The following is a 21,288-nucleotide window of genomic DNA, read 5'->3' as shown; positions in this document are numbered from 1 at the left end:
CATGACGTCTTCGGTCACGTGGCGAATCGCGTCACGCGTCGGTGACCTGGTCACGGGCAGGTGGGATGTGCGCAACGATCCGGTGCTGGGCGCACTGGGCATCAGCGAGTTCGACGAGCAGATCTACCGGCTACTGCTGATCCAGCCCGACCAACCACTGTCGGAGAGCGCCGACGCCCTGGGCGTAACCACCGCCCGGGTACGCGGCGCCGTCGCCCGGCTGGGCAGGCTCGGCCTGCTGAGACGGACAGCGCCCGGAAGATACGAGGCCATGGGGCCGCAGGCGGCTCTGACGGCACTCGTCGCCCGGCACCGGCTGGAGGCGGAAGCGGCGCTGGACGGCGTACAGGCTGCCGTCGCGGACTTCGCCCAACTGTTTCAGAAAGCCCGGCTCCGCGATCCCGGGCGTTGGGTGGAGGTGCTGTCGGGCCGGGAGACGGTCAACCGTCGGGTGGACGAGCTCACCCGGTCCGTGCGAACCCACCTGTGGGTGCTCGACCGGCCGCCCTACATGAAGCACGTGGACGGCACCCCGGACACCAACGAGGCGGAGATCGCGGAGACCCAGGACCTGATCGCCAGAGGGGTGGACATCCGCACGGTCTACTGCCCGGAGTCCATGGGGCGGCCGGGTCGCTTCGAGCTGCTGGTCAGGCTCGCCGAGGCGGGTGAGCAGGCCCGGATCCTCCCCAGCCTGCCGTTCAAGCTACGGATCATGGACCTGAGGGTGGCGGTGGTCTCGCTCACCGGCGGGGCCTACGACAACATCGCGCTGATCCACCCCTCGGGGCTGCTCGACGCGCTGATCGAACTGTTCAAGGCGTACTGGGGTCGGGCCACGCCGCTCGCCGGCGCCCACCCGCCGGCCGACGACAAGCCGAGCGACGAGGATCTGCTGCTGCTCCAGATGCTCAAGGCCGGCCTCAAGGACGAGGGCATCGCCCGCCAGCTCGGGGTCAGCGCCCGCACCGCCACCCGCCGGATCGCGTCCGTCATCGACCGGCTGGGTGCCACCACCCGGTTCCAGGCCGGCGTCGAGGCGTCCGCACGCGGCTGGCTCTGATCGCCCGACCAACCCGCCGGGCGTCGGGCGGGCGTGCCGGTGGGCGCCGAGGGCAGCCGGATATCCATTGCGGTCGTCGTGGCCCTCGCCTACGGTCATCGGGCAAGGCCAACCCGAGCTGATCCAGGGAGCATGCCGTGTCGCAGCGCAAGCGCACCACAACCTCGCGGCCCACGCCGCGCGGCGGTGCCCCGCTGCTCACCGGCGGGCAGACCCTCGGCCGGTGTCAGCGCCGACAATCCGGGTGGTGGCGCGGATAGCGCCAGCGCGACACGCGTAGCCGCCCATCCCGAGTCCGGGACCGGGCGGCTTTTTCGTCCCCGTCCCCGCCCGTCGGACCGATATCGCCAACGCCCGTCCCGCCACCGGCGGGCCGGCCTCGCGGCTGTGGCGCAGCCCGGCAGCGCGTCACCCCGCCACGGTGAAGACCGCCGGTTCGAATCCGGCCAGCCGCTCCGCCAAGGACGAGAACGAACGAGGAGAGAACGATGGCATTCACCCCGCTTCCGGGCACCCGCGCGCCCGTCCGGGTCTGGACCGACCCGTACGCCATCGAGGAGCAGGCCGCCCGGCAGCTGCGCAACATCGGCGCGCTGCCCTGGGTCGAGGGCGTCGCCGTGATGCCCGACGTCCACTTCGGCAAGGGCGCCACCGTCGGCTCGGTGATCGCGATGCGGCAGGCGGTCTCCCCGGCCGCCGTCGGCGTGGACATCGGCTGCGGCATGTCGGCGGTGCGGACCTCGCTCACCGCCGCCGACCTGCCCGACGACCTCGCCGGGCTGCGCTCCGAGATCGAGGCGACCATCCCGGTCGGCTTCGCCAAGCGCGAGAACGCGGTCGACCCGCGCCGGGTACGCGGGCTGGAGCAGCGCGGCTGGGCCGACTTCTGGGGGCGCTTCGGCACCCTCGACAAGCGGGTGGCCCAGCTCGAGACCCGGGCCCAGCAGCAGATGGGCACCCTCGGCGGTGGCAACCACTTCATCGAGGTCTGCCTGGAGCAGGGCGGCCCGGACGCCGGCCGGGTCTGGCTGATGCTGCACTCCGGGTCGCGCAACATCGGTAAGGAGCTGGCGGAGCGGCACATCGGCATCGCGCGGCGGCTGCCGCACAACGCCGAGCTGCCCGACCGGGACCTGGCGGTGTTCCTCGCCGGCACGCCGGAGATGACGGCGTACCGGCGGGACCTGTGGTGGGCGCAGGAGTACGCCCGCCGCAACCGCGCGGTGATGCTGGCCCTGCTCTGCAACGTGGTCCGTGACCGGTACCCGCAGGTCGGCTTCGACGAGCCCATCTCGTGCCACCACAACTACGTCGCCGAGGAGACGTACGGCGGGGTGGACGTGCTGGTCACCCGCAAGGGCGCGATCCGGGCCGGCGTCGGGGACCTCGGCGTCATCCCCGGCTCGATGGGCACCGGGTCGTACGTCGTGCGCGGGAAGGGGAACCCGGACGCGTACTGCTCCGCCTCGCACGGGGCCGGGCGGCGGATGTCGCGCGGGCAGGCGAAGCGGACGTTCAGCACGGACGACCTGGCGCGGCAGACCGCCGGGGTGGAGTGCCGCAAGGACGCGGGGGTGGTCGACGAGATCCCCGCCGCGTACAAGGACATCACGGAGGTGATGGCCCAGCAGGAGGACCTGGTCGAGGTGGTCGCCCACCTCAAGCAGGTGGTCTGCGTGAAGGGCTGAGCCGCGCGGGTCAGCCTGATCGAAGGCTCAGCGGGGGGCGGTGTCGCCGCGCGTCGCGTACCGGGAGAGGGAAGGCCGGCCCCGGCGGCGCGCGAGGCGCGCGGCGCCGGGCCCGGCCGTGGACCCGGGCGGTCTCAGCCCATGTGTACGGTGCCCCCGGCCGGGATGTCCTTCCGGCGGACCCTGATCAGCAGCAGGGTGGCCAGGCCGGAGAGCAGGATCAGCCCGGCACCCCAGGCGAACGCGACCGTGTAGCCGTGCACCAGCGCGTTGACCTGGGTCGCGGGGCCGGGGACCCGAGTGGACAGGTATCCGGCGACCGCGCTGGTGTACATGGTGTTCAGCAGGGCGGTGCCGAGCGACCCGCCGATCTGCTGGGTGGCGTTGAGCGTGGCGCTGGCCGCGCCCGCGTCGTGGTTGGGCACCCCGACCAGGGCGAGGCTGGACACCGGCACGAAGGTGAACCCGAGGCCCATGCCGAGGACGACCTGGGCGGGCAGCAGGTGGCCCACGAACGAGGTGTCCACGTCGATCTGGGTGAGCCACAGCATGGCGGCGGCGGCCAGGACCGCGCCGGCCAGCATCAGCGGCTTCGCGCCGATGCGGGGGAGCAGGACACTGGCCGCGGCGGCGGCGACCAGCACGCCGGCGGTGACCGGCAGGGAGGCGAGGCCCGCCTCCAGCGGGGTGTACTGGAGCACCACCTGGAAGTAGAAGGCGAGGAACAGGAACGCCCCGAACAGGCCGGCGCCGATGAGCGTGGAGGCGATGTACGCGCCACCCCGGTTGCGGTCGAGCAGGATACGCATCGGCAGCAGCGGGTGGCTGGAGCGCAGCTCGATCACCACGAACACGGCGAGCAGGATCACGCCGGCGGCGATGAAGGCCAGGGTGGCGGTGGCGTCCCAGCCGTCCTCGGCGGCCTTGGTGAACCCGTAGACGAGACAGACCAGGCCGGCGGTGACCACGACGGCGCCGGGTACGTCGTACCGGGTGTCGCCGTGGGCGCGGCTCTCGGGCACCAGCGGGATGGCGGCGACGATGGCGACGATCGCGACCGGGATGTTGACCAGCAGGCACCAGCGCCAGTTGGCGTACTCGGTGAGCACGCCGCCGAGGAGGAGGCCCACGGCGGCGCCGCCGCCGGAGATGGCCCCGTAGACCGCGAACGCCTTCGCCCGCTCCTTCGTCTCGGTGAACAGCACGGTGAGCAGGGCCAGCGCGGCGGGGGCGAGCAGCGCGCCGAAGGCGCCCTGGAGGGCGCGGGCGGCGAAGAGCAACCCGCCGCTCCCGGCCAGGCCGCCGAGGGCCGAGGCGAGGGCGAAGCCGGCCATGCCGACGAGGAAGGTCCGCTTGCGGCCCCAGTAGTCGGCGATCCGGCCGCCGAGCAGCAGCAGGCCGCCGAAGGCGAGGGTGTAGGCGGTGACGACCCACTGCCGGTCGGCGTCGGAGATGTTGAGGTCGACCTGGGCGTTGGGCAGGGCGATGTTCACGATGGTCGCGTCGAGGACCACCATCAGCTGGGCGAACGCGATGATCGCCAGCGCGATCCAGCGCCGCGGGTGCGCGGAGGTGGCCGTCGCCCCGGGCGAGGCGGGCGCGCTGGACGTGGATCCGGGCATGGTGGAGCCCTCCGTGAAGGGGCGTCGGTGCGCGGGCGGGCCCCCGCGTCAGTCGGCGCGGTACCGCAGAACGGGAATCAGCACCTGGTCGACGAGCTGGGTGAGGAACGTGTCGTCGGCGGGGAGCCCGTGGGCGAGGATCCGGGACATCACCATGGCGGGTGCGAGGTCGTGGAAGAGATCGCGCTCGCCGGCCTCGGGCGGGATCTCGCCGCGGGCGGCGGCGCGGACGACGACGGCGACGCTGAGGACGCGGCCGGCCGGCATCACCTGCTGTCGGATGGTCTTTTCCAGCTCCGGGGCGGTGCGCATGGCCAGGGTCAGCGCCTGGATGAGGTCGCTGTCCGCGGTGCAGATGGCCGCGGTGGCGCGCAGCAGCTCCAGCAGGTCGCCGCGCAGCGAGCCGGTGTCGGCGGGGATGCGCCGGTCGACGTGGCGCTCGTGCAGGGCCGCGGCGACCAGTTCGGCCTTGCCCGGCCAGTGCCGGTAGATGGTGGCCTTGCTGACCCGGGCCCGGGCGGCCACGGTGTCGATGGTCAGCCGGTCGTATCCCACCTCGCGCAGCAGGTGGAGCACGGTGGCGAGCAGCTCCGGGAAGCGTCGCGTCCGCGCAGCCGCCGGGGCGGCCCGCGCCGTAGGAACGGCCGGTGTCGCAGGAACGGCCGGTGCCGGGCTGGTCGGTGCCGGTGCCCGTCTGGTCCGTGCCGGCGGGACGGCCGGAGTCGTCGTGCTCCGCTGATCCCTCGTCACTGGTCCCTCCTACGAAACGATGTCGTACCCGATCGTAGTCAAGACTCGGCGTTCGCAGGCCGGGATGCGATCTTTGCCGCCATGACGGTGGCGAAACGATGTCGTTCCGTGCTGCGGCGTCGGCCGTCACGGCGTGGGACGGGTCACGCGGGCCAGGATCGGACATGGCGGGGCCCGGGGAAGAAGCGGCGGGGCCGGGGGAAGAAGCGGCGGGGCCGGGGAGGAGGCGGCGGGTGCGGGGTCAGGCGCGTCGGGCGCGGGCGCCCTTGAGCCGGCGGCCGAACTCGCGGGCGATCTCCCGCTTGGCGTCCCGCTCGGCGATCGCCTGCCGCTTGTCGTACGACCTGCGGCCCTTGGCCAGGGCAAGCTCGACCTTGGCCCAGCCGTCGGAGAAGTACAGCGACAACGGCACGAGGGTGAGCCCGCCCTCGCGCGTCCGGTCGAGGATCCGGTCGATCTCGACGCGACGCAGCAGCACCTTGCGGGTGCGGCGGGGCTGGTGGTTGGTCCAGGTGCCGAAGCCGTACTCGGCGATGTGCAGGCCGTGCAGCAGCAGTTCGCCGTCGTGCTCCTGGGCGAAGGCGTCGACCAGCGACACCCGGCCGGCCCGCAGCGACTTCACCTCGGTGCCGGCGAGCACGAGCCCCGCCTCGTACGTCTTGAGGATGTCGTAGTCGTGCCGGGCCTTCTTGTTCGAGGCGACGAGGGTGCGTCCGGTCTCCCTGGGCACGGTCGGCCTCCCGATGGTGGTTCCGCGTCAACGCGAGAGGCTAGCAGCCGGCCCCGGCACCGCGCCGAGTTTTCCCGGCTCCGCCCCGGCCACGGTCACCGGGCCGACCAGGGGACCGCACCCGCGACAACGCAACGACCCTGCGGTCGTGGCCCCGGACGTCGGGTGGAAAACGGGTGGAGGGGCGGGGCCGACACCGGCCACAATTCCGGGATGGATCACCGCGCCACGGTCAAGCTGAGCAAGCGCATGTCCCGGGCGTTGCGGCACGAGCCGCACCGCCTGGGCCTCACGCCGGACCGGGCCGGGTGGGTCCTGGTCGACGACCTGCTGGCCGCCCTGCGGGTGGGGCGGGACGCGCTCGACGTGGTGGTCGCCGAGAACGACAAGCAGCGCTTCGCGGTGGAGCGCGGCCCCGACGGGGTCGAACGTATCCGGGCCAACCAGGGCCATTCCATCCCGGTCGATCTGGGGTTGCCGCCGGCGGTGCCGCCCGACCGGCTCTACCACGGCACCGGCGCCGCCGCCCTCGACCCGATCCGGGCCACCGGGCTGCACCGGGGCGGCCGTCACCACGTCCACCTGTCGGAGGACGTCGAGACCGCCCGCCGGGTCGGCGCGCGGCGGGGCGGGGCCGTGGTGGTGTTCACCGTGGACGCGGCGGCGATGGCCCACGACAGGCACGTCTTCCACCGCAGCGCCAACGGGGTGTGGCTGACCGACGCCGTCCCCGCCCGATACCTCACCCCGGGACGGTAGGGGCACCCCGCAATCCCGACAGCGCCATTGAAAGTCGCCCGGCCGGCAGGCAGGATCGGCGGTCCGGAGGCATCGACAGTGGTGGGGACCTTCAGTGGTGGATGGGGCCGACGGGGGCCGTCCGGCGCGTGACCTGCGGCTGGTCGTGGCCGCGCACGCGGCGTCGACGTACGGCAGCTACCTGAACCTGGTGGCGCTGGGCCTGTTCACGCTGGAGGTCACCGGCTCCGCCGTGCAGACCGGCCTGTTCATGGCCGTCCGCATGACCGCCGGTTTCCTCATGGGACCGGTGAGCGGGCTGCTCGCCGGCCGGTGCCGGCGTACCCGCCTGATGATCGGCGCGGACGTGCTGTCGGCCGTGACCCTGGCGCTGCTGGTCGCAGCCCCCGACGGGGCGCGGCCCGGGATGCTCTACGCGCTCGCCGTGGTGCTCGGCTGCGGGCAGACCCTGTGGGGGGTCGCGCTGCGCAGCGAACTGCCCGAGCTGGCCGGCCCCGATCGCCGGGCCCGCGCCAACGCCCGGCTCGTCGCGGCCCGGTCGGTGGCGATGCTGCTCGGGTTCGCCTCGGCGGGAATCCTGGTCGCCCAGCTCGGCTACCAGATGGCGTTCCTGCTCGACGCCGGCACGTACGTGCTCTCCGCCGTGCTGCTGGCCCGGGTGCGGGCCCGCCGGCCGGCCACCGCCGGGACCGGGACCGCGCCGCCCGCCGGGCCGCGCGCCCTGGCCGGCTTCGGGATACTGCGGGCGGTCGCGCCGGTGGTGGTGGCGATGATCGGCGTACGCGCCGCCGACGCGTTCGGGTCCGCGTCGCACAACGTGGGCATCCCGGTGCAGGCCAACCTGGTCCGCCCCGACTCGCCCGCCGGGTACGCCGCAGTCTTCCTGACCTGCTGGGCGGTGGGCAGCCTCGTCGCCGGCCGGTGGTGTGCCCGGCTGGCCGCCCGCACCGGCGGGATGGGCTCCCCGCGCTCCTTCGGCGTCGCGACCTGCCTGATGTCGGTCTTCTTCGTGCTCGCCTTCACCGATCCTCCCCTGTGGCTGCTGATCCCGCTGACCGTGGCGGCGGGCGCCGCCGACGGCTACGCCGAGATCAGCTACACCACCCGGCTCCAGGCGGTCGACGAGCCCCGGCGCGCCCGGCTGTTCGGGTTCGCCAGCGCGGCGCAGAACGCCGGCTTCGGCCTCGGCATGGTCGGCTGCGCCGCCGCGCTGGGCCGGGCGGCCCCGCTCACGGTCGTCGCCGTGGCCCACGGGGCGGCCTTCGCCGTGGCCCTGGCGTTCCTCCTCGTCCAGACGTTCCGAACGGCCGGCCGGAAACCGCCCGTCGACCCCGCGACCCATGAGGTGACGCCGTGACCGCCGTACCGCCCGCCCGTCGCCCCGCCGTCAGCCACGGCGGCGACCTGCCCGCAGACCCGGAGCACCCCCGGACGCTGGGCGACGCGCTGCGGCGGGCGGCGCGGGAGTTCCCCGACGCCGGCATCCGGGTGGTGGACGAGGACGGCCGCAGCGTGTTCCTCGACCATCCGACGCTGCTCGACCGGGCCCGTGTCGTGCGGGCCGGCCTGCGGGCGCGGGGGGTCACCGCAGGCTCGTCGGCGATCCTGCGGATCACCTCCGGCGCGCAGTACTGGCCGGCGTTCTGGGGCTGCGTGCTCGGCGGCGTCGCGCCGCTGACGGTCGGCGCCCCGGCCGGCTACGACGCGGACAGCCCCGCCCTCGCGGCGCTGCTGCACGCCTGGCGGGCTCTCGACGCCCCGGTCGTCCTCGCCGGCGTCGAGGACGTGGCGGGGCTGGCCGGTCTGCCGCTGGCCGGCCGGGTGCTCGCCGTGGCGGAGCTGGCGGCGGGGGGCACCACCGGGGAACTGCCCGAGGTCGCCCCCGACCCCGCCGGGGTGGCCGTCCTGCAACTGTCGTCGGGCAGCACCGGCACCCCGAAGATCATCCCGTTGACCCACCGGGGCCTGTCCGAGTACGCCGTCGGCGCCCGCGAGATGCTCGACGTCCGCCCGGGCGACGTGCTGCTCAACTGGCTGCCGCTGGACCACGTCGCCGGCCTGCTCCTGTACCACCTCGGCGGGGTGTTCCTCGGCGCCACGTCCGTGCACGTCGCCACGCCGCTGGTGCTGGCGGACCCGCCGCGCTGGCTGGACCTCATGCGCCGGTACGGGGTGACGCACAGCTGGGCGCCGAACTTCGGCCTGCGGCTGGTCGTCGACGCGGTGGCGCGCGCCCCGGGCCGGCGGTGGGACCTCGGCGGGGTGCGGCGCATGGTCAGCGGCGGCGAGCAGTGCCTGCCGGAGACGTTCGAGGCGTTCGTCGCCGCGACCGGGGTGCCGGCGGCGGCCATGACCCCGGCCTGGGGGATGTCCGAGACCTGCACCGGGATCACCTTCGCGTCGTTCACCGCACCCGGCGGCCGGCAGCGGGTCGACACGGCCAGCCTCGGCGGCGACCTGGAGTGGGTCGACGAAGACTCGGCGGCCGACTGCACGGAGTTCCTGTCCGTCGGCCGGCCCGCGCCCGGGGTCACGCTGCGCATTGTCGACGCCGCCGGCGCGGTGCTCCCCGAGGGCCGGGTCGGCCGGCTGCAGGTCCGCTCGGCCCGGGTCACCCCCGGCTACCTCGGCGACCCCGAGGCCAACCGCGCGGCCTTCCCCGACGGCGACTGGCTGGAGAGCGGGGATCTGGCCTACCTGCGCGACGGCGCGGTCACCGTCACCGGGCGCGCCAAGGACCTGCTGATCCTCAACGGGCAGAACATCCCCTGTCACGAGATCGAGCGGGTGGCCGCCGGGGTCGCCGGGGTACGCGCCGGGCTCGTCGCCGCCGTCGGCGTACCCGACGCCCGCACCGGCACCGAGTCACTGGTGCTGTTCCACGTCCCCGATCCCGACGGGGCCGAGCCGGCGCAGCGGGTGGCCGAGGCGCTCACCGCGGTGGTGGCCCGCCGGTGGCAGGTCATCCCGGCGCGGGTGCTGGCCGTGCCCGAGGAGGGGTTCCCGCGTACCTCCGGGGGAAAGCTCCAACGGGCGGAGCTGCGGCGGCGGTTCCTGGCCGGCGGCTTCCCGCCCGGCGGCCCCGGCCCCGGTCCCGTCGTCGCCCCCGGCTCCGTCGTCGCTCCCGGCCTCGTTGCGGGTCCGGCTGGTGAGGGCGCAAAGCCGGTGGGGGCGGGCCCGGCGACGGGGCCGTCACCGGCCGGGCCCGGGCGGGCGGCGGTGCGGACCCTCGTGCGTGCCGCGCTGGCCGACGTCCTCGGCCGGCCGGTCGACGCGGACCGGCCGTTCTACGAGCTGGGCGTCGGCTCCGTCGAGATCGTCCGGTTCCGGGCCCGGCTGGAGCAGGCCCTGGGCCGCCCGGTCCCGCAGCCGGAGCTGTTCGCCCACCCCACCGTCGACGCCCTCAGCGCGCACCTCGCCGCCGGCCCGAGCGCCGGCCCGAGCGTCAGCCCGAGCGTCGGCCCGAGCGTCAGCCCGAGCGTCGGCCCGAGCGCCGCCCCCGCGCCGACGCAGGCACCCCCGGCGGACCGGCGGGTCGCGATCGTCGGCATGGCTGCCCGGTTCCCCGGCGCGGGCACCGTCGACGAGTACTGGGAGCGGCTGCTCGCCGGGGTGGAGAGCGTCCACTTCTTCACCCCGCAGGAGCTCACCGCGGGCGGGGTGTCCGAGGAGGCCACGCGCGCCCCCGGCTTCGTGGCGGCGAGCGGCGTCCTGGACGACGTCACCGGCTTCGACGCCGGCTTCTTCGGCATCAGCCCCCGCGAGGCCGAGTTGCTGGACCCGCAGCACCGGCTGTTCCTGGAGACCTGCCACCACGCCCTCGAGGACGCCGGCTGCCCCGGCGAGACCGACGGACGGCGGATCGGCGTGTACGCGGGCGGTGGGATGAACCTGTACCCCCACCACACCTACCTGCGCCACCAGCTCCCGCAGGCGGTCGGCTCGGCCGATCCGGCCACCATGATCGGCGCGGCGCTGGGCAACCAGCCAGACTTCCTGGCCACCCGCGTCGCGTACCGGCTCGGGCTGACCGGCCCGGCGGTGACCGTGCAGACCGCCTGCTCCACCTCGCTGGTCGCGGTGCACCTGGCGGCGCGCGCCCTGCTCGCCGGCGACGCCGACATCGCCCTGGCGGGCGCGGTGGCGGTGCACGTCCCGCAGGTCACCGGGTACCGGCACACCCCCGGGTCGATCCTGTCCGCCACCGGGCGGTGCCGGCCCTTCGACGCCGACGCCGACGGCACCGTCGGCGGCAACGGGGTGGCGGCCGTCGTGCTCAAGCCGCTCGACCGGGCGCTCGCCGACGGCGACCGCATCCACGCGGTGCTCCTCGGCTCGGCGGTCAACAACGACGGGGCCGGTAAGGTCGGCTACACCGCGCCCGGGGTGTCCGGGCAGGTGGACGTCGTCCGGCGGGCCCTGCGCGACGCGGGGGTGTCGGCCGCCTCCGTCGGGTACGTCGAGGCGCACGGCACCGGCACCGCCCTCGGTGACCCGATCGAGCACCACGCCCTCGCCGAGGCGTACGCGCCCGCGCGGGCGTTCCTCGGCTCGGTGAAGGCCAACATCGGGCACCTGGACAGCTGCGCCGGGATGGCCGGCCTGATCAAGGCCGTGCTCACCGTCCGCTCCGGCCGCGTCCCGCCGCAGATCAACTTCACCCGGCCGAGCCCCGCGCTGGGCCTGGCCGACGGGCCGTTCACGGTTACCACCGTCGCCGCCGACTGGCCGGCTACCGGGTCGCCCCGGCGGGCCGCGGTCAGCGCCCTCGGCGTCGGCGGCACCAACGCCCACGTGATCGTCGAGGAGCCGCCGATCCCGCCGTGCCCGCCGCCCAGGCCCGGCGACCGGCCCGCCCAGGTCCCCGGCCTGCTACCGCTCTCTGCCGCCGACCCGGCCGCGCTGGCCGCGCTCGCCCTGGCCCACCGGGACCGGCTCCGCGCCGACCCCGCCCTGCTGCCGGCGGACCTGGTGCTGACCGCCGGCACCGGTCGCCGTCACCTGCGCCACCGACTCGTCGTCCTCGGCGACTCGACCGCCGCGCTGGCCGATGCCCTGGACCGGTACGCCGGCGGCCTCCCGGCCGACGTCGTCGCCGGCGACACCGGAGGGGACGCCTCCGGACCGGTCGCCCTCGCGTTCCCCGGTCAGGGGGACGTCCGCGAGGCGCTGCTCCCGCTGGCGGCGCGTTTCCCGGTGGTCCGCGCGGTGCTCGACGAGGCCGCCGACGCGTACCGGGAGGCGGTCGGCGGCGACCTGGCCGCCCGGCTGCGCGAGGATCGCCCGCCCGCCGGCCGACCCACCGACGTGGCCCAGCCGGCACTGGTGGTCGTCGGGGTGGCGTTGGCCGAGCTGTGGCGGTCGTGGGGCCTGCCCGTGGGCCACGTCCTCGGACACAGCGTCGGCGAGTACGCCGCCCTGGTCGTCGCGGGCGCGCTGTCCCTCGCCGAGGCCGTCCGGCTCGCCGCCTGCCGGGGCCGCCTCATGGCCGACGGCCTGCCGCCCGGCGCGATGCTGGCGGTGCTGGCCGACAGGCCCGTCGTGGCCGACCTGATCGCCGGCTCGTCGCTGGAGCTGGCGGCGGTCAACGGGCCGGCCCGGCACGTCCTCGCCGGCCCGCCGGCCGAGGTCGACGCCGCCGCGGCCCGGGCCGACCGGCTCGGGGTGGTGACCCGGCGGCTCCCGGTGGACCGGGCGTTCCACTCGGCGGCCGTGGCGCCGGTGCTGGACCGTCTCCGGGAGCTGGCCGGCGAGGTCGTGTTCCGGCCCACCCGGCTGCCGGTCGTGAGCGCCCTCGACGGCCGGGTCCACCCGCCCGGCTGGCGGCCTGACGCGGACCACCTGTGCCGGCACACGCGCGAGCCGGTGCGCTGGCACGACGCCGTGTCCGCCCTGGCCGCCGAGGGCTGCCGGACGGTGGTCGAGGCCGGCGCGGACGGCGTGCTGACCGGCATCGCCGCAGCGGCCGGGCCGGTGCCGCGCTGGGTTCCGTCCCAGCGCCGGGGCCTCGACCCGGCCGCCGGACTGTGGCGGGCGGCGGCGGAGCTGCACGTCGCGGGGACGCCGCTGGACTGGGCGGGGCTCGTGGGCGGCTACGGCGGCCGGCGGGTCACGCTGCCCGCGTACCCGTTCCAGCGCCGCCGGTTCTGGGTCGACCCGCCGGCCGCCGGTGGGCCTGCGTCGGTCGGGGCCGCGTCCGTGGGGTCCGTCGCCGCGCCGGTTCCGGCGGCGGGGGCGGACTCGGCGGTGCTGGAGCGGGTGCGGGCGCTGACCGCCGAGCGGCTCGGCCTGGCCGCCGCCGAGGTCGACCCGGACCAGAGCTTCTTCGCCCTGGGCGCCGACTCGCTCCTGCTGATCACTATGTCCCGGGAGATCGACCGCTCCTTCGCCGTCCGGGTGCCGGTGCGGGACCTGTTCACCGCCGTCGATACCCCCCGCCGCCTGGCCGCCGCGATCACCGACGCCGCCCGGGTGGCGACGGACCCGGGTACGACCCCGCCTCCCGGGCCGCACCCGGCGGCGCCCGGGTTCCCCGCGACCGGGCCGGAGGTGGCCGGGCCGGAGCTGGCCGGGCCGGAGGTGGCCGGTTCCGCTCCGGCCGGCCTCGCCGCCGGCGAGGGCCGGCCGGGCTCCGGCGAGCTGGCCGGCATCATCCATCGGCAGCTGGACCTGATGCAGCAGCAGCTCGCCCTGCTCGGTGCCGCTTCCGGGCGCGGCGACGGCCCGCAGGCAGGGACGACCCCGGCCGTGTCGTCGGCAGTGTCTCCCGCCGCTGTGCCTCTCGCCGCCGCGCCGGTTGCCGCCGTGTCTCCCGCCGCCGCGGTGCCGGTCGTCGTCGCGCCGGCCGCCGCCGTGCCCCTCGCCGCCGCGCCGGCCGCCGCTTCCACGGACGCCGTCGCGCAGCCGGTGACCCCGCAGGGCACCGCCGACTTCAGCCTCTACTTCTTCGGCGACTATCCCGACCAGGACCGGGACGACAAGTACGGGGTCGTCCTCGACGCGGCCGAGTTCGCCGACGCGCACGGCTTCCATGCCGTCTGGATGCCGGAGCGGCACTTCCACTCCTTCGGCGGTCTCTTCCCCAACCCGTCGGTGCTCGCCGCCGCCCTCGCGGTGCGTACCCGGCGGGTGCGGCTCAACGCCGGCTCGGTCGTGCTGCCCCTGCACCATCCCGTCCGGGTCGCGGAGGAGTGGTCCATGGTGGACAACCTCTCCGGGGGCCGGATCGGGCTCGGCTGCGCGCCCGGCTGGCACGCCAACGACTTCGTCTTCCAGCCCGACCACTTCGGGCGGCACAAGCAGGTGATGTACGAGCACCTGGACACCGTCCGGCGGCTGTGGCGCGGGGAGGCGGTGCCGGCCCGGTCGGGCAGCGGTGAGCGGATCGAGGTACGCCTGTTCCCCCGGCCGGTCCAGGCGGAGCCGCCGGTCTTCACCGCGATCGTCGGCAACCCGGACAGCTACCGGGAGGCCGCCCGCCGCGACGTCGGCGTGGTGACCAACCTGATGACGCAGGACGTGGCGCGTCTCGCCGAGAACGTCGCCCTGTACCGGCGTACCCGGGCCGAGCACGGGCTCGACCCGGCCGGCGGGCGCGTGGTGGTGCTGCTGCACGCCTACCTGGGCGAGGACGCCGCGCGGGCCCGGGCCGAGGCGTTCGAGCCGTTCTGCGCGTACCTGCGCTCCTCGTTCAGCCTGCTCGGTCAGGTGGTCAACAGCCTCGGCATGAACGTCGACCTGGCCGACACCCCGGACGACGACGTCCGGTTCGTGCTGTCCCGGGCGTACGAGCGGTACTGCGCCGAGCGTGCGCTCATCGGGTCGCCGGAGAGCTGCCGGGCGGTGGTCGAGGCGGTGCTCGACGCCGGCGTCGACGAGATCGCCTGCTTCGTCGACTTCGGACTACCGGGGGACGCGGTCCGCGCCGGTCTGCCGGCGCTCGACGCGCTGCGCCGGGCCACCCCACGCCGGATCGCCGCCCCCACCGGGCGACCGGCGGGCACCGACGCGCCGGCACCGGACCCCGGCAGCCCGCTGCCCCCACCGCCACCCGACGGAACCGACGCAACCGACGGAACCGACGCAACCGACGGAACCGACGCAACCGACGGAACCGACGGGACCGACGGGACCGACGGGGCCGTGCGGACCGCGCCGCTGTCGTCCGCGCAGCGCCGGCTCTGGCTGGTGGAGCGGCTGCACCCGGGCACCCCCGCGTACCACGAGGGGGTGGCCGTGCGGCTGCGCGGCCCGCTCGACCACGCCGCGCTGCGCGGCGCGTTGCAGGACGTGGTCGACCGGCACGCCCCGCTGCGCACCAGCTACGCCGAGGTCGACGGGGAGCCCCGGCAGGTGGTACGCGCGTGGGTGCCGGTGCGGTGCCCGGTGCGCGACCACGCCGGCGAGGCCGAGGACGCGACGATCCGGGCCGCGCTGGCCGCCGGGAGCCGGCGGGTGTCCGATCTGGCCCGCGGGCCGGTGTTCGCCTTCACCTTGCTGCGCTTCTCCGCCATCCATCATGTGCTGGTGCTGACGTTCCACCACCTGGCCACCGACGGCGGGTCGTACGCCGTGCTGACCCGGGAGGTCTCGGCCCACTACCGGGCCCGCGTTGCCGGCACCGCCCCCGACCTGCCACCGCTGCCGGTCACCTACCCCGAGCTGGCGGCGGCCGGCGCCGGCGAGCCCGACGACAAGGACCTGGCCTACTGGCGGGACCGGCTCGACCCGCCCCCGCCCACCCTCGTCATCCCGTCCGACCTGACCCGCCCGGCGCTGCCGTCGGCGGCGGGGGAGAGCGTCTTCCGGGAGTTGCCCGCCGAGCTGGCGGAGCGGGTACGGCGGTTCGGCCGGGACGAGCGGGTCACCCCGTTCACCGTCCTGCTGAGCGCGTTCGGGGTGCTGCTGTTCCGGTTCACCGGCCAGGCCGACCTGGTCATCGGCACGGGCACGGGCGGCCGGGACGAGCGGACCGCCGACCTGATCGGGTTCTTCGTCCGGACCCTCCCGCTGCGGCTGGACCTCACGGGCGACCCGACCTTTCGGGAGTTGCTCGCCCGGGTCCGGGTGACCGCCGCCGACGGGTACGAGCACGACCGGGTCCCGTTCGACGCCCTGGTCCGCGCGGTGGCCCCGAACCGCGAGGCCGGCCGTCACCCCCTCTTCGACGTGGTCGTGGAGTACGAGAGCGGACCCGAGGCGTTCGTCTTCGACCTGCCGGGCGTCACCGCCGAGCCCCTGCCGGTGGGCCTGGACAAGGCACCGGTCGACCTGATGGTCTACCTGTCGCACGGCGGGACGCTGCGCTGCCACGTCGAGTACCGCACGGAGGTGCTCGACCGGGCCACCGTGGACCGCCTGCTCGACCACCTCCACCGACTGCTGGATGTGCTGACCCGCGAGCCGGGCCTGCCGCTGTCCCGGTTGGCCGACCGGCTCGACGACCCGGCGGCCCGCCCGCTGGGGCCGCAATCCGAACCCGTCGCCGACCGGCTGCACGACCTGTTCGTCCGGCAGGCCGCCCGGACCCCCGACGCGATCGCCGTGGTCTCCGGTGAGCGCCGGTGGACGTACCGGGAACTGCGCGACCGGGCCCGGGAACTGGCCCGGCGGATCGCGGCGCACGACGTCGGGCCGGACGACCTCGTCGCTGTGCTCCTGCCGCGCCGGCCGGAGCTGGTCGCGGCGCAGCTCGCCGTGCTGATGGCCGGCGCGGCGTTCCTGCCGCTGGACCCGGGCCTGCCGGCGGCCCGGCTGCGCGACCTGCTCGCCGACAGCGGTGCCCGCCTGCTGCTGACCGCCGTCGACGTCCCCGACCCCACCCGGGCCCCCGCCGGGGTGGTCCGGTTGTTGGTGGACGGGCCCGCCGAGCCGGACCTGGCCGACCCGGTCGACGCGGCCGGCCCTGGGCATCTCGCCTGGTGCGTGTACACCTCCGGCTCGACCGGCCGGCCCAGGGCGGTGGGCGTCCCGCACCGGGCCGCCGTGGACGTCGTCGACTGGCACACGCGCGCCCTGGCCCTCACCGGCGCGGACACCGTGGCGCACGCCCTCGGCCTCGGGTTCGACGCGAACCTCGCCGAGATCCACCCGACGCTCGCCGCCGGTGCGACCCTGTACCTCGTGCCGTCGCGGGTGCGCGCGGACCCGGCGCGGCTGGTCGCGGAGTGGCACCGCGCCGGCGTCACCGTCGCCTTCCTGCCGGCGCCCCTCGCCGAGCTGGTTCTCGCGCTCCCGACGCCACCCGCCCCGACGGTCCGGGCCCTGGTGGTCGGCGGGAGTCAGCTGCGCCGCCGACCACCCGCCGGCTACCCGGCGGCGGTGCTCAACGCGTACGGGCCGACCGAGGCCGCCGTCGTCACCACCGCCGGCCCGGTGCCGGCCGCCGGCCCCGGCCCGATCGACATCGGCCGGCCCGTGGACCACCGCCGGCTGTACGTGCTGGATCGGCGCGGCGCGCCGGTGCCGCCGGGCGCGGCCGGCGAGCTGTACGTCGGCGGCACCGGGCTCGCCCGGGGTTATCTGGGCCGGCCCGGGGCGACCGCGGCGGCGTTCCTGCCCGACCCGTTCGCCGCGACGCCCGGGGAGCGGATGTACCGGACCGGGGACCTGGTCCGGCTCCGCGGCGACGGCACGGTCGAGTTCCTCGGCCGGGTCGACGACCAGGTGAAGATCGCGGGGCACCGGGTCGAGCCGGGCGAGGCCGCCGCCGCGCTCGCGCTCCTGCCGGGGGTACGGCAGGCCACCGTCGTCGCCCGGCACGACCGGGCCGAGCCGTACCTGGTCGGGTACGTGGTCGGCGGCGACGACGGCGAGCCGCCCGCCGCCCGGACCGCCCGGCTGACCGCCGAGCTGGGGGAGCGGCTGCCGGCCCACCTCGTCCCCCGGGCGTGGGTGGTGCTGGACGCCCTGCCCACCGGGGACACCGGCAAGGTCGACGTCTCCCGGCTTCCGGCGCCGGACCGGTCGCCCGGCGGGGAGGAGCCGCGCCCGGGCCGGGAACGGCTCGTCCACGACGCCTGGTGCGCGGAGCTGGGCGTGGCCCAGGTGCCACTGGACGTCTCGTTCTTCGCCGCGGGGGGCGACTCCCTGGGCGCGGTCCGCCTGGCCAACCGGCTCCGGGAGGCGCTCGGCGTCGAGGTCGGGGTGGACCGGGTGCTGCGCAGCCCGGGCGTCCGCGCGATGGCCGCCGAATCACCGCCCGCCCCTGCCGGTCCCGGCGGCTCGACTGGTCCGGCCGCCCCGGCCCCGCGCCCCGGCCCGGCGGAGTGCGACGCCGCGGTGCGGGACCGGGCGCCGGCGACGTACCAGCAGGAGCTGATGTGGCACCGGCAGCGTCTGGCCCCCGACCCGGCGGCCGTGCACATGGCGGTACGCGTCGACCTCGCCGGCCCGCTCGACGTGCCCGCCCTCGCGGCGGCGGTCGACGCCCTGGTCGCCCGGCACGAGGCCCTACGTACCCGCGTCGTGGCGCGCGACGGCGCGGTGGTGCAGGAGGTGCTGGCCCACCGGCCGGTCCCGGTGCCGGTCGCCGACCTCGCCGCCGACCCCGCCGGGACGCGGGCGTGGTGCGTGGCGGCCGGCCGGGAGCCGTTCCCGGCCGACGGGCCGTGGCTGCGGGCCCGCCTCGCCCGGCTGGCCGGCGACCGTTGGATCCTCCTGATGGTCGTGCACCATCTGTGCGGGGACGGTTGGTCCATGCTCCAACTCCTCGACGAGCTGGGGCGGGGCTACTCGGGTGCGCCGCCCGACCGCGCGCCGGCGCTGCGCTACGTCGACCACGCCCGCCGGCAGCGGGCGACCCGGATCCCGCCGGCAGTGTTGCGGCACTGGCGGGACCGGCTCGCCGACGTGTCCCGGGCCGTCCCGCTGCCCACCGACCGGCCCCGGCCGGCCACGCCGTCGGGTCGCGGGGCGGAATACGCCTTCGACGTGCCGGCCGAGCTGACCGGCCGCCTGGACCGGCTCGCCACCGAGGCGGGACTGACGTTGTTCCCGCTGCTCGCCGCCGCGTACGCGCGGTTGGTCGGCGAGCTGACCGGGGCCCGGGACGTCCTGCTGTCCTGCCCGTACGCCCACCGGGACCGGCGGGAGCTGGAGCCGGTGGTCGGCCTGTTCACCAGCACCCTGCCGCTGCGGGTGCGGCTGCGCGACGGGGAGCCCCTCGTCGACCTGGCGGTCCGGACCGACGCGGTGTTCCTCGACGCGGTGCGGCACCAGCCCGCGCCGCTGCCGGTCCTCCACGCCGTCGTCGACCCGGACTGGCGGATGGGGGATCCGCCGCCGCTGACCGGCGCGGTCTTCGCCTGGAATCCGGGGATGCCGCCGCTGCGCCTGGCCGGGCTGGTGACGGACGTCACCGACCAGGGGCTGGACTGCGCACGCCGGGACTGGGCGGTGATGGTCACCCCCGCCGACGGTGGTCTGCGGGGTGTCGTCGAGTACGCGACGGCCCTGTTCGACGAGGCGACTGTCGCCGGCCGGTGCCGCCGCTACGTCGACATCCTCACCCGCGCGGTCGAGGACGCCCGGGGTGGCGACGGCTCGCCCCGGTGAGCTGCTGCAACGTCGAAAACCTTGATCACAATTGATTTTCCCTATTCGGCCCGGTCGTCGGGCAACTGTCAGCTTGCGGGTCAGATTCATAGCAGTCCGTGGATTGACCGGCTACGCGCGGAGATGCAGAATGAGTCCGGCCGGCAAATGTTCGGGAAGCTGTTGAGTGCCGGCGATTGGGGGGACCGTGAGGGTGCTGGGGGAGTGAGAGGAAGACCCTGGGAGGCCAGCGGAACGAACATATGCCCGCAAAAAGGGTCCGATAGCGTCCAGTTGGGCCGCTTCGTGGCTGACGTACTTTCATCGGGCGTTTCGCGGTTAGCGACTATTTCCGATTAATTTGCATGGCCTTTGCAGGCGGGTCGATCGGCTTACCGGCGGGCTGGAATGCGCGGCTCACTGCAATTCCGGTGACATCAACCCCCGTTTGGTCGGACGCCTCGCGTCCTTTGTCGCACGAGGAGCAGGCCAATTGCGCCAGTTGGAGAATGCGCACCGGGGAGCGGCTGTACCTGGTCACCGCCGCCAACCGTGACCCCGCCCGCTTCGCCCGGCCTGACGAGCGGGACCTGCGCCGGTATCCAACCCGCGTCTCGCCTTCGGACAGGGCGCGCACTTCTCCCTGGGCGCGTCGCCGGCCCGGCTTGCCGCTGGGTCGGCGTTCACCGACCTACTGGCCGCCGCGCCGAGCCTGGCCCTCGCCGACGGCCGGGCGAGTCGGGCGCGGTCGCCGCTCGACCGCCGCCTCCAGGCCCTGCCCCGTCCGGCTCTGATCCGGGACGCGCCGCCGCGCCCCGGGCGTCCGCCCCAGCACCGAACCGTGCCCCGGTCGCAGGCCGGTGCACCCACCGAAGAGAACCATCGAGAGAAGGAGAACGGCGATGGCCGCCGACGAGGACACCCGCATCTACCGGGTCGTGGTGAACCACGAGGAGCAGTACTCGATCTGGTCCGCCGACCGCGACCTGCCGGCCGGCTGGACCGCCACCGGCTTCGAGGGGCCCAAGCAGGAGTGCCTGGCCCACCTCGACGAGGTGTGGACCGACATGCGCCCGCTGAGCCTGCGCCGGGGCATGGCCGACGCGCAGGGCTGACCCGCGTGTCGTGGGGGCGGCCCGCGCCGGGCCGCCCCCACCCGGTCGCCGACGTCCTGTTCACCGGCGGCGACCCGATGATCATGAGCGCGGCCGTGCTGGACCGGTGGGTGTCCCCGCTGCTCGACCCGGCCCTGGGGCGGGTGCGCACGATCCGCTTTAGGCACCAAGACGCTGTCCTACTGGCCCGCCCCGACGGAGAACAGGTGCCACCGATGATCGAGGACGCCCCGGCGGCGCGGAACGCGCGCCCGACGGACCCGGAAGCCGCCGGCCCGGTGAGCCGCTGGCGCAACCGCGCGTTCAACCTGCTCTGGGTCAGCCAGCGCCTGAGACCCCGCCGTCCGGGGGCGCGGCCGTGGTCGTCTTCCTGGCGGCCACCTCGGTGGCGGCCCTCGCCCCAGGGCTGGTCGGACTGCTGCTGGCCCGGTTCTCCAGCGGGACGGCCATGTTGATCTTCCCGGCGCTGGTCGCCGTCTCCGCCGTCACCGCGACGTTCAGCACCGGGATCAGACGATGCGCGCCGAGCCCTGACCTGCGCCGACGGCCATCGTGGACGGTCGGGGACATTTATTGTCGTACCCCGTCGTCAGCATGGGGGCATGGCTGCCCCCGCCCTGGCCCACGAGCCCACCCCGCCGCGTGCCCTGCCGTTGCGCGAGGCCCGCACCCGACTGACCCAGCTCATCGCGATGGCCGAGCTGACCGACACGGTCACGCTGGTCACCCGCGACGGCGACCCCCGCCCGATCGCCGCGATCGTGCCCGCCCCCGCCGCCCGCTCGGCGGCGCAGGCCCGGGCCGACGCCGACCGGCTGGCCACGGTGACCGCCGGCTGGGCCCGCCGCCTCGACGAGCTGCACCGGCAGAGCAGCCGGCGACATGCCGCCGAGCTGCGGGCCGTCACGGCGGCGCTCGCCGAGGTCTGGGCCGAGCTCGACCGCCGGGTCGTTCCCGGCAGCGACCCGGCCCTGGTTCGGCTCCGCGCCGCCCACGCCGACCTGCTGCGCGACTGATCCGCCCGGAT

11 protein-coding genes and 1 tRNA gene are annotated in these 21,288 nt (G+C 75.6%); 8 read left to right on the top strand and 4 right to left on the bottom strand.

The features are described from left to right. Window positions 1-67: 67 nt before the first annotated feature. The 3 genes from ACFYZF_RS09010 to ACFYZF_RS09000 all read left to right on the top strand — a co-directional run bounded on the left by ACFYZF_RS09010 (window position 68) and on the right by ACFYZF_RS09000 (window position 2,751). Window positions 68-1,063, top strand: coding sequence for a hypothetical protein (locus ACFYZF_RS09010; RefSeq protein ID WP_387017452.1), 996 nt, complete (start codon window positions 68-70; stop codon window positions 1,061-1,063). Between the two features lie 381 nt (window positions 1,064-1,444). Then, window positions 1,445-1,518, top strand: a tRNA-Gly gene (locus ACFYZF_RS09005). 33 nt (window positions 1,519-1,551) lie between these two features. Next, window positions 1,552-2,751: an RtcB family protein gene (locus ACFYZF_RS09000; protein ID WP_387017450.1), complete on the top strand. Its 1,200-nt coding sequence runs from the start codon at window positions 1,552-1,554 to the stop codon at window positions 2,749-2,751. Window positions 2,752-2,885: 134 nt separating this feature from the next. Here the strand turns inward: ACFYZF_RS09000 and ACFYZF_RS08995 are convergent, their stop codons facing one another. From ACFYZF_RS08995 to smpB, 3 genes are all read right to left on the bottom strand, one after another. Further along, window positions 2,886-4,373 carry an MFS transporter gene (locus ACFYZF_RS08995; protein ID WP_387017448.1) on the bottom strand — a complete coding sequence of 496 codons (1,488 nt, stop codon included), beginning with the start codon at window positions 4,371-4,373 and terminating at the stop codon, window positions 2,886-2,888. A 48-nt stretch (window positions 4,374-4,421) separates the two neighbouring features. Beyond that, window positions 4,422-4,949 carry a TetR/AcrR family transcriptional regulator gene (locus ACFYZF_RS08990; RefSeq protein WP_387017446.1) on the bottom strand — a complete coding sequence of 176 codons (528 nt, stop codon included), beginning with the start codon at window positions 4,947-4,949 and terminating at the stop codon, window positions 4,422-4,424. 415 nt (window positions 4,950-5,364) lie between these two features. After that, window positions 5,365-5,853 carry an SsrA-binding protein SmpB gene (smpB, locus tag ACFYZF_RS08985; RefSeq protein WP_387017444.1) on the bottom strand — a complete coding sequence of 163 codons (489 nt, stop codon included), beginning with the start codon at window positions 5,851-5,853 and terminating at the stop codon, window positions 5,365-5,367. A 213-nt stretch (window positions 5,854-6,066) separates the two neighbouring features. On the opposite strand from smpB, the gene ACFYZF_RS08980 reads away from it, so the two are divergent. The 4 genes from ACFYZF_RS08980 (at window position 6,067) to ACFYZF_RS08965 (ending at window position 20,261) form a co-directional block, all read left to right on the top strand. Further along, window positions 6,067-6,612: an RNA 2'-phosphotransferase gene (locus tag ACFYZF_RS08980; RefSeq protein WP_387017443.1), complete on the top strand. Its 546-nt coding sequence runs from the start codon at window positions 6,067-6,069 to the stop codon at window positions 6,610-6,612. Between the two features lie 94 nt (window positions 6,613-6,706). Next, window positions 6,707-7,969: an MFS transporter gene (locus ACFYZF_RS08975; protein WP_387017441.1), complete on the top strand. Its 1,263-nt coding sequence runs from the start codon at window positions 6,707-6,709 to the stop codon at window positions 7,967-7,969. Continuing rightward, on the top strand, window positions 7,966-19,167 hold the full coding sequence (locus ACFYZF_RS08970; RefSeq protein WP_387017439.1) for an amino acid adenylation domain-containing protein: 11,202 nt from the start codon (window positions 7,966-7,968) through the stop codon (window positions 19,165-19,167). Before ACFYZF_RS08975 ends, ACFYZF_RS08970 begins: the two co-directional genes overlap by 4 nt. Window positions 19,168-20,048: 881 nt before the next feature. Continuing rightward, window positions 20,049-20,261, top strand: coding sequence for an MbtH family protein (locus tag ACFYZF_RS08965; protein ID WP_387017437.1), 213 nt, complete (start codon window positions 20,049-20,051; stop codon window positions 20,259-20,261). Between the two features lie 318 nt (window positions 20,262-20,579). Here ACFYZF_RS08965 and ACFYZF_RS08960 read toward each other — a convergent pair whose 3' ends face one another. Further along, window positions 20,580-20,765 (bottom strand): hypothetical protein, encoded by a 186-nt coding sequence (locus tag ACFYZF_RS08960; RefSeq protein ID WP_387017435.1) that lies wholly within the window; start codon window positions 20,763-20,765, stop codon window positions 20,580-20,582. Window positions 20,766-20,863: 98 nt separating this feature from the next. Between ACFYZF_RS08960 and ACFYZF_RS08955 the strand changes: the two genes are divergently transcribed. Then, a complete protein-coding gene (locus tag ACFYZF_RS08955; RefSeq protein ID WP_387017433.1) occupies window positions 20,864-21,277 on the top strand; it encodes a type II toxin-antitoxin system Phd/YefM family antitoxin in 414 nt (137 codons plus the stop codon). Window positions 21,278-21,288 lie beyond the last annotated feature (11 nt).

It is taken from the genome of Micromonospora sp. NPDC001898 (assembly GCF_042891255.1).
Classification (GTDB): Bacteria; Actinomycetota; Actinomycetes; order Mycobacteriales; family Micromonosporaceae; genus Micromonospora.
Note: the sequence above shows the minus strand (reverse complement) of the source record. Positions and strands in the feature narration are given on the sequence as shown.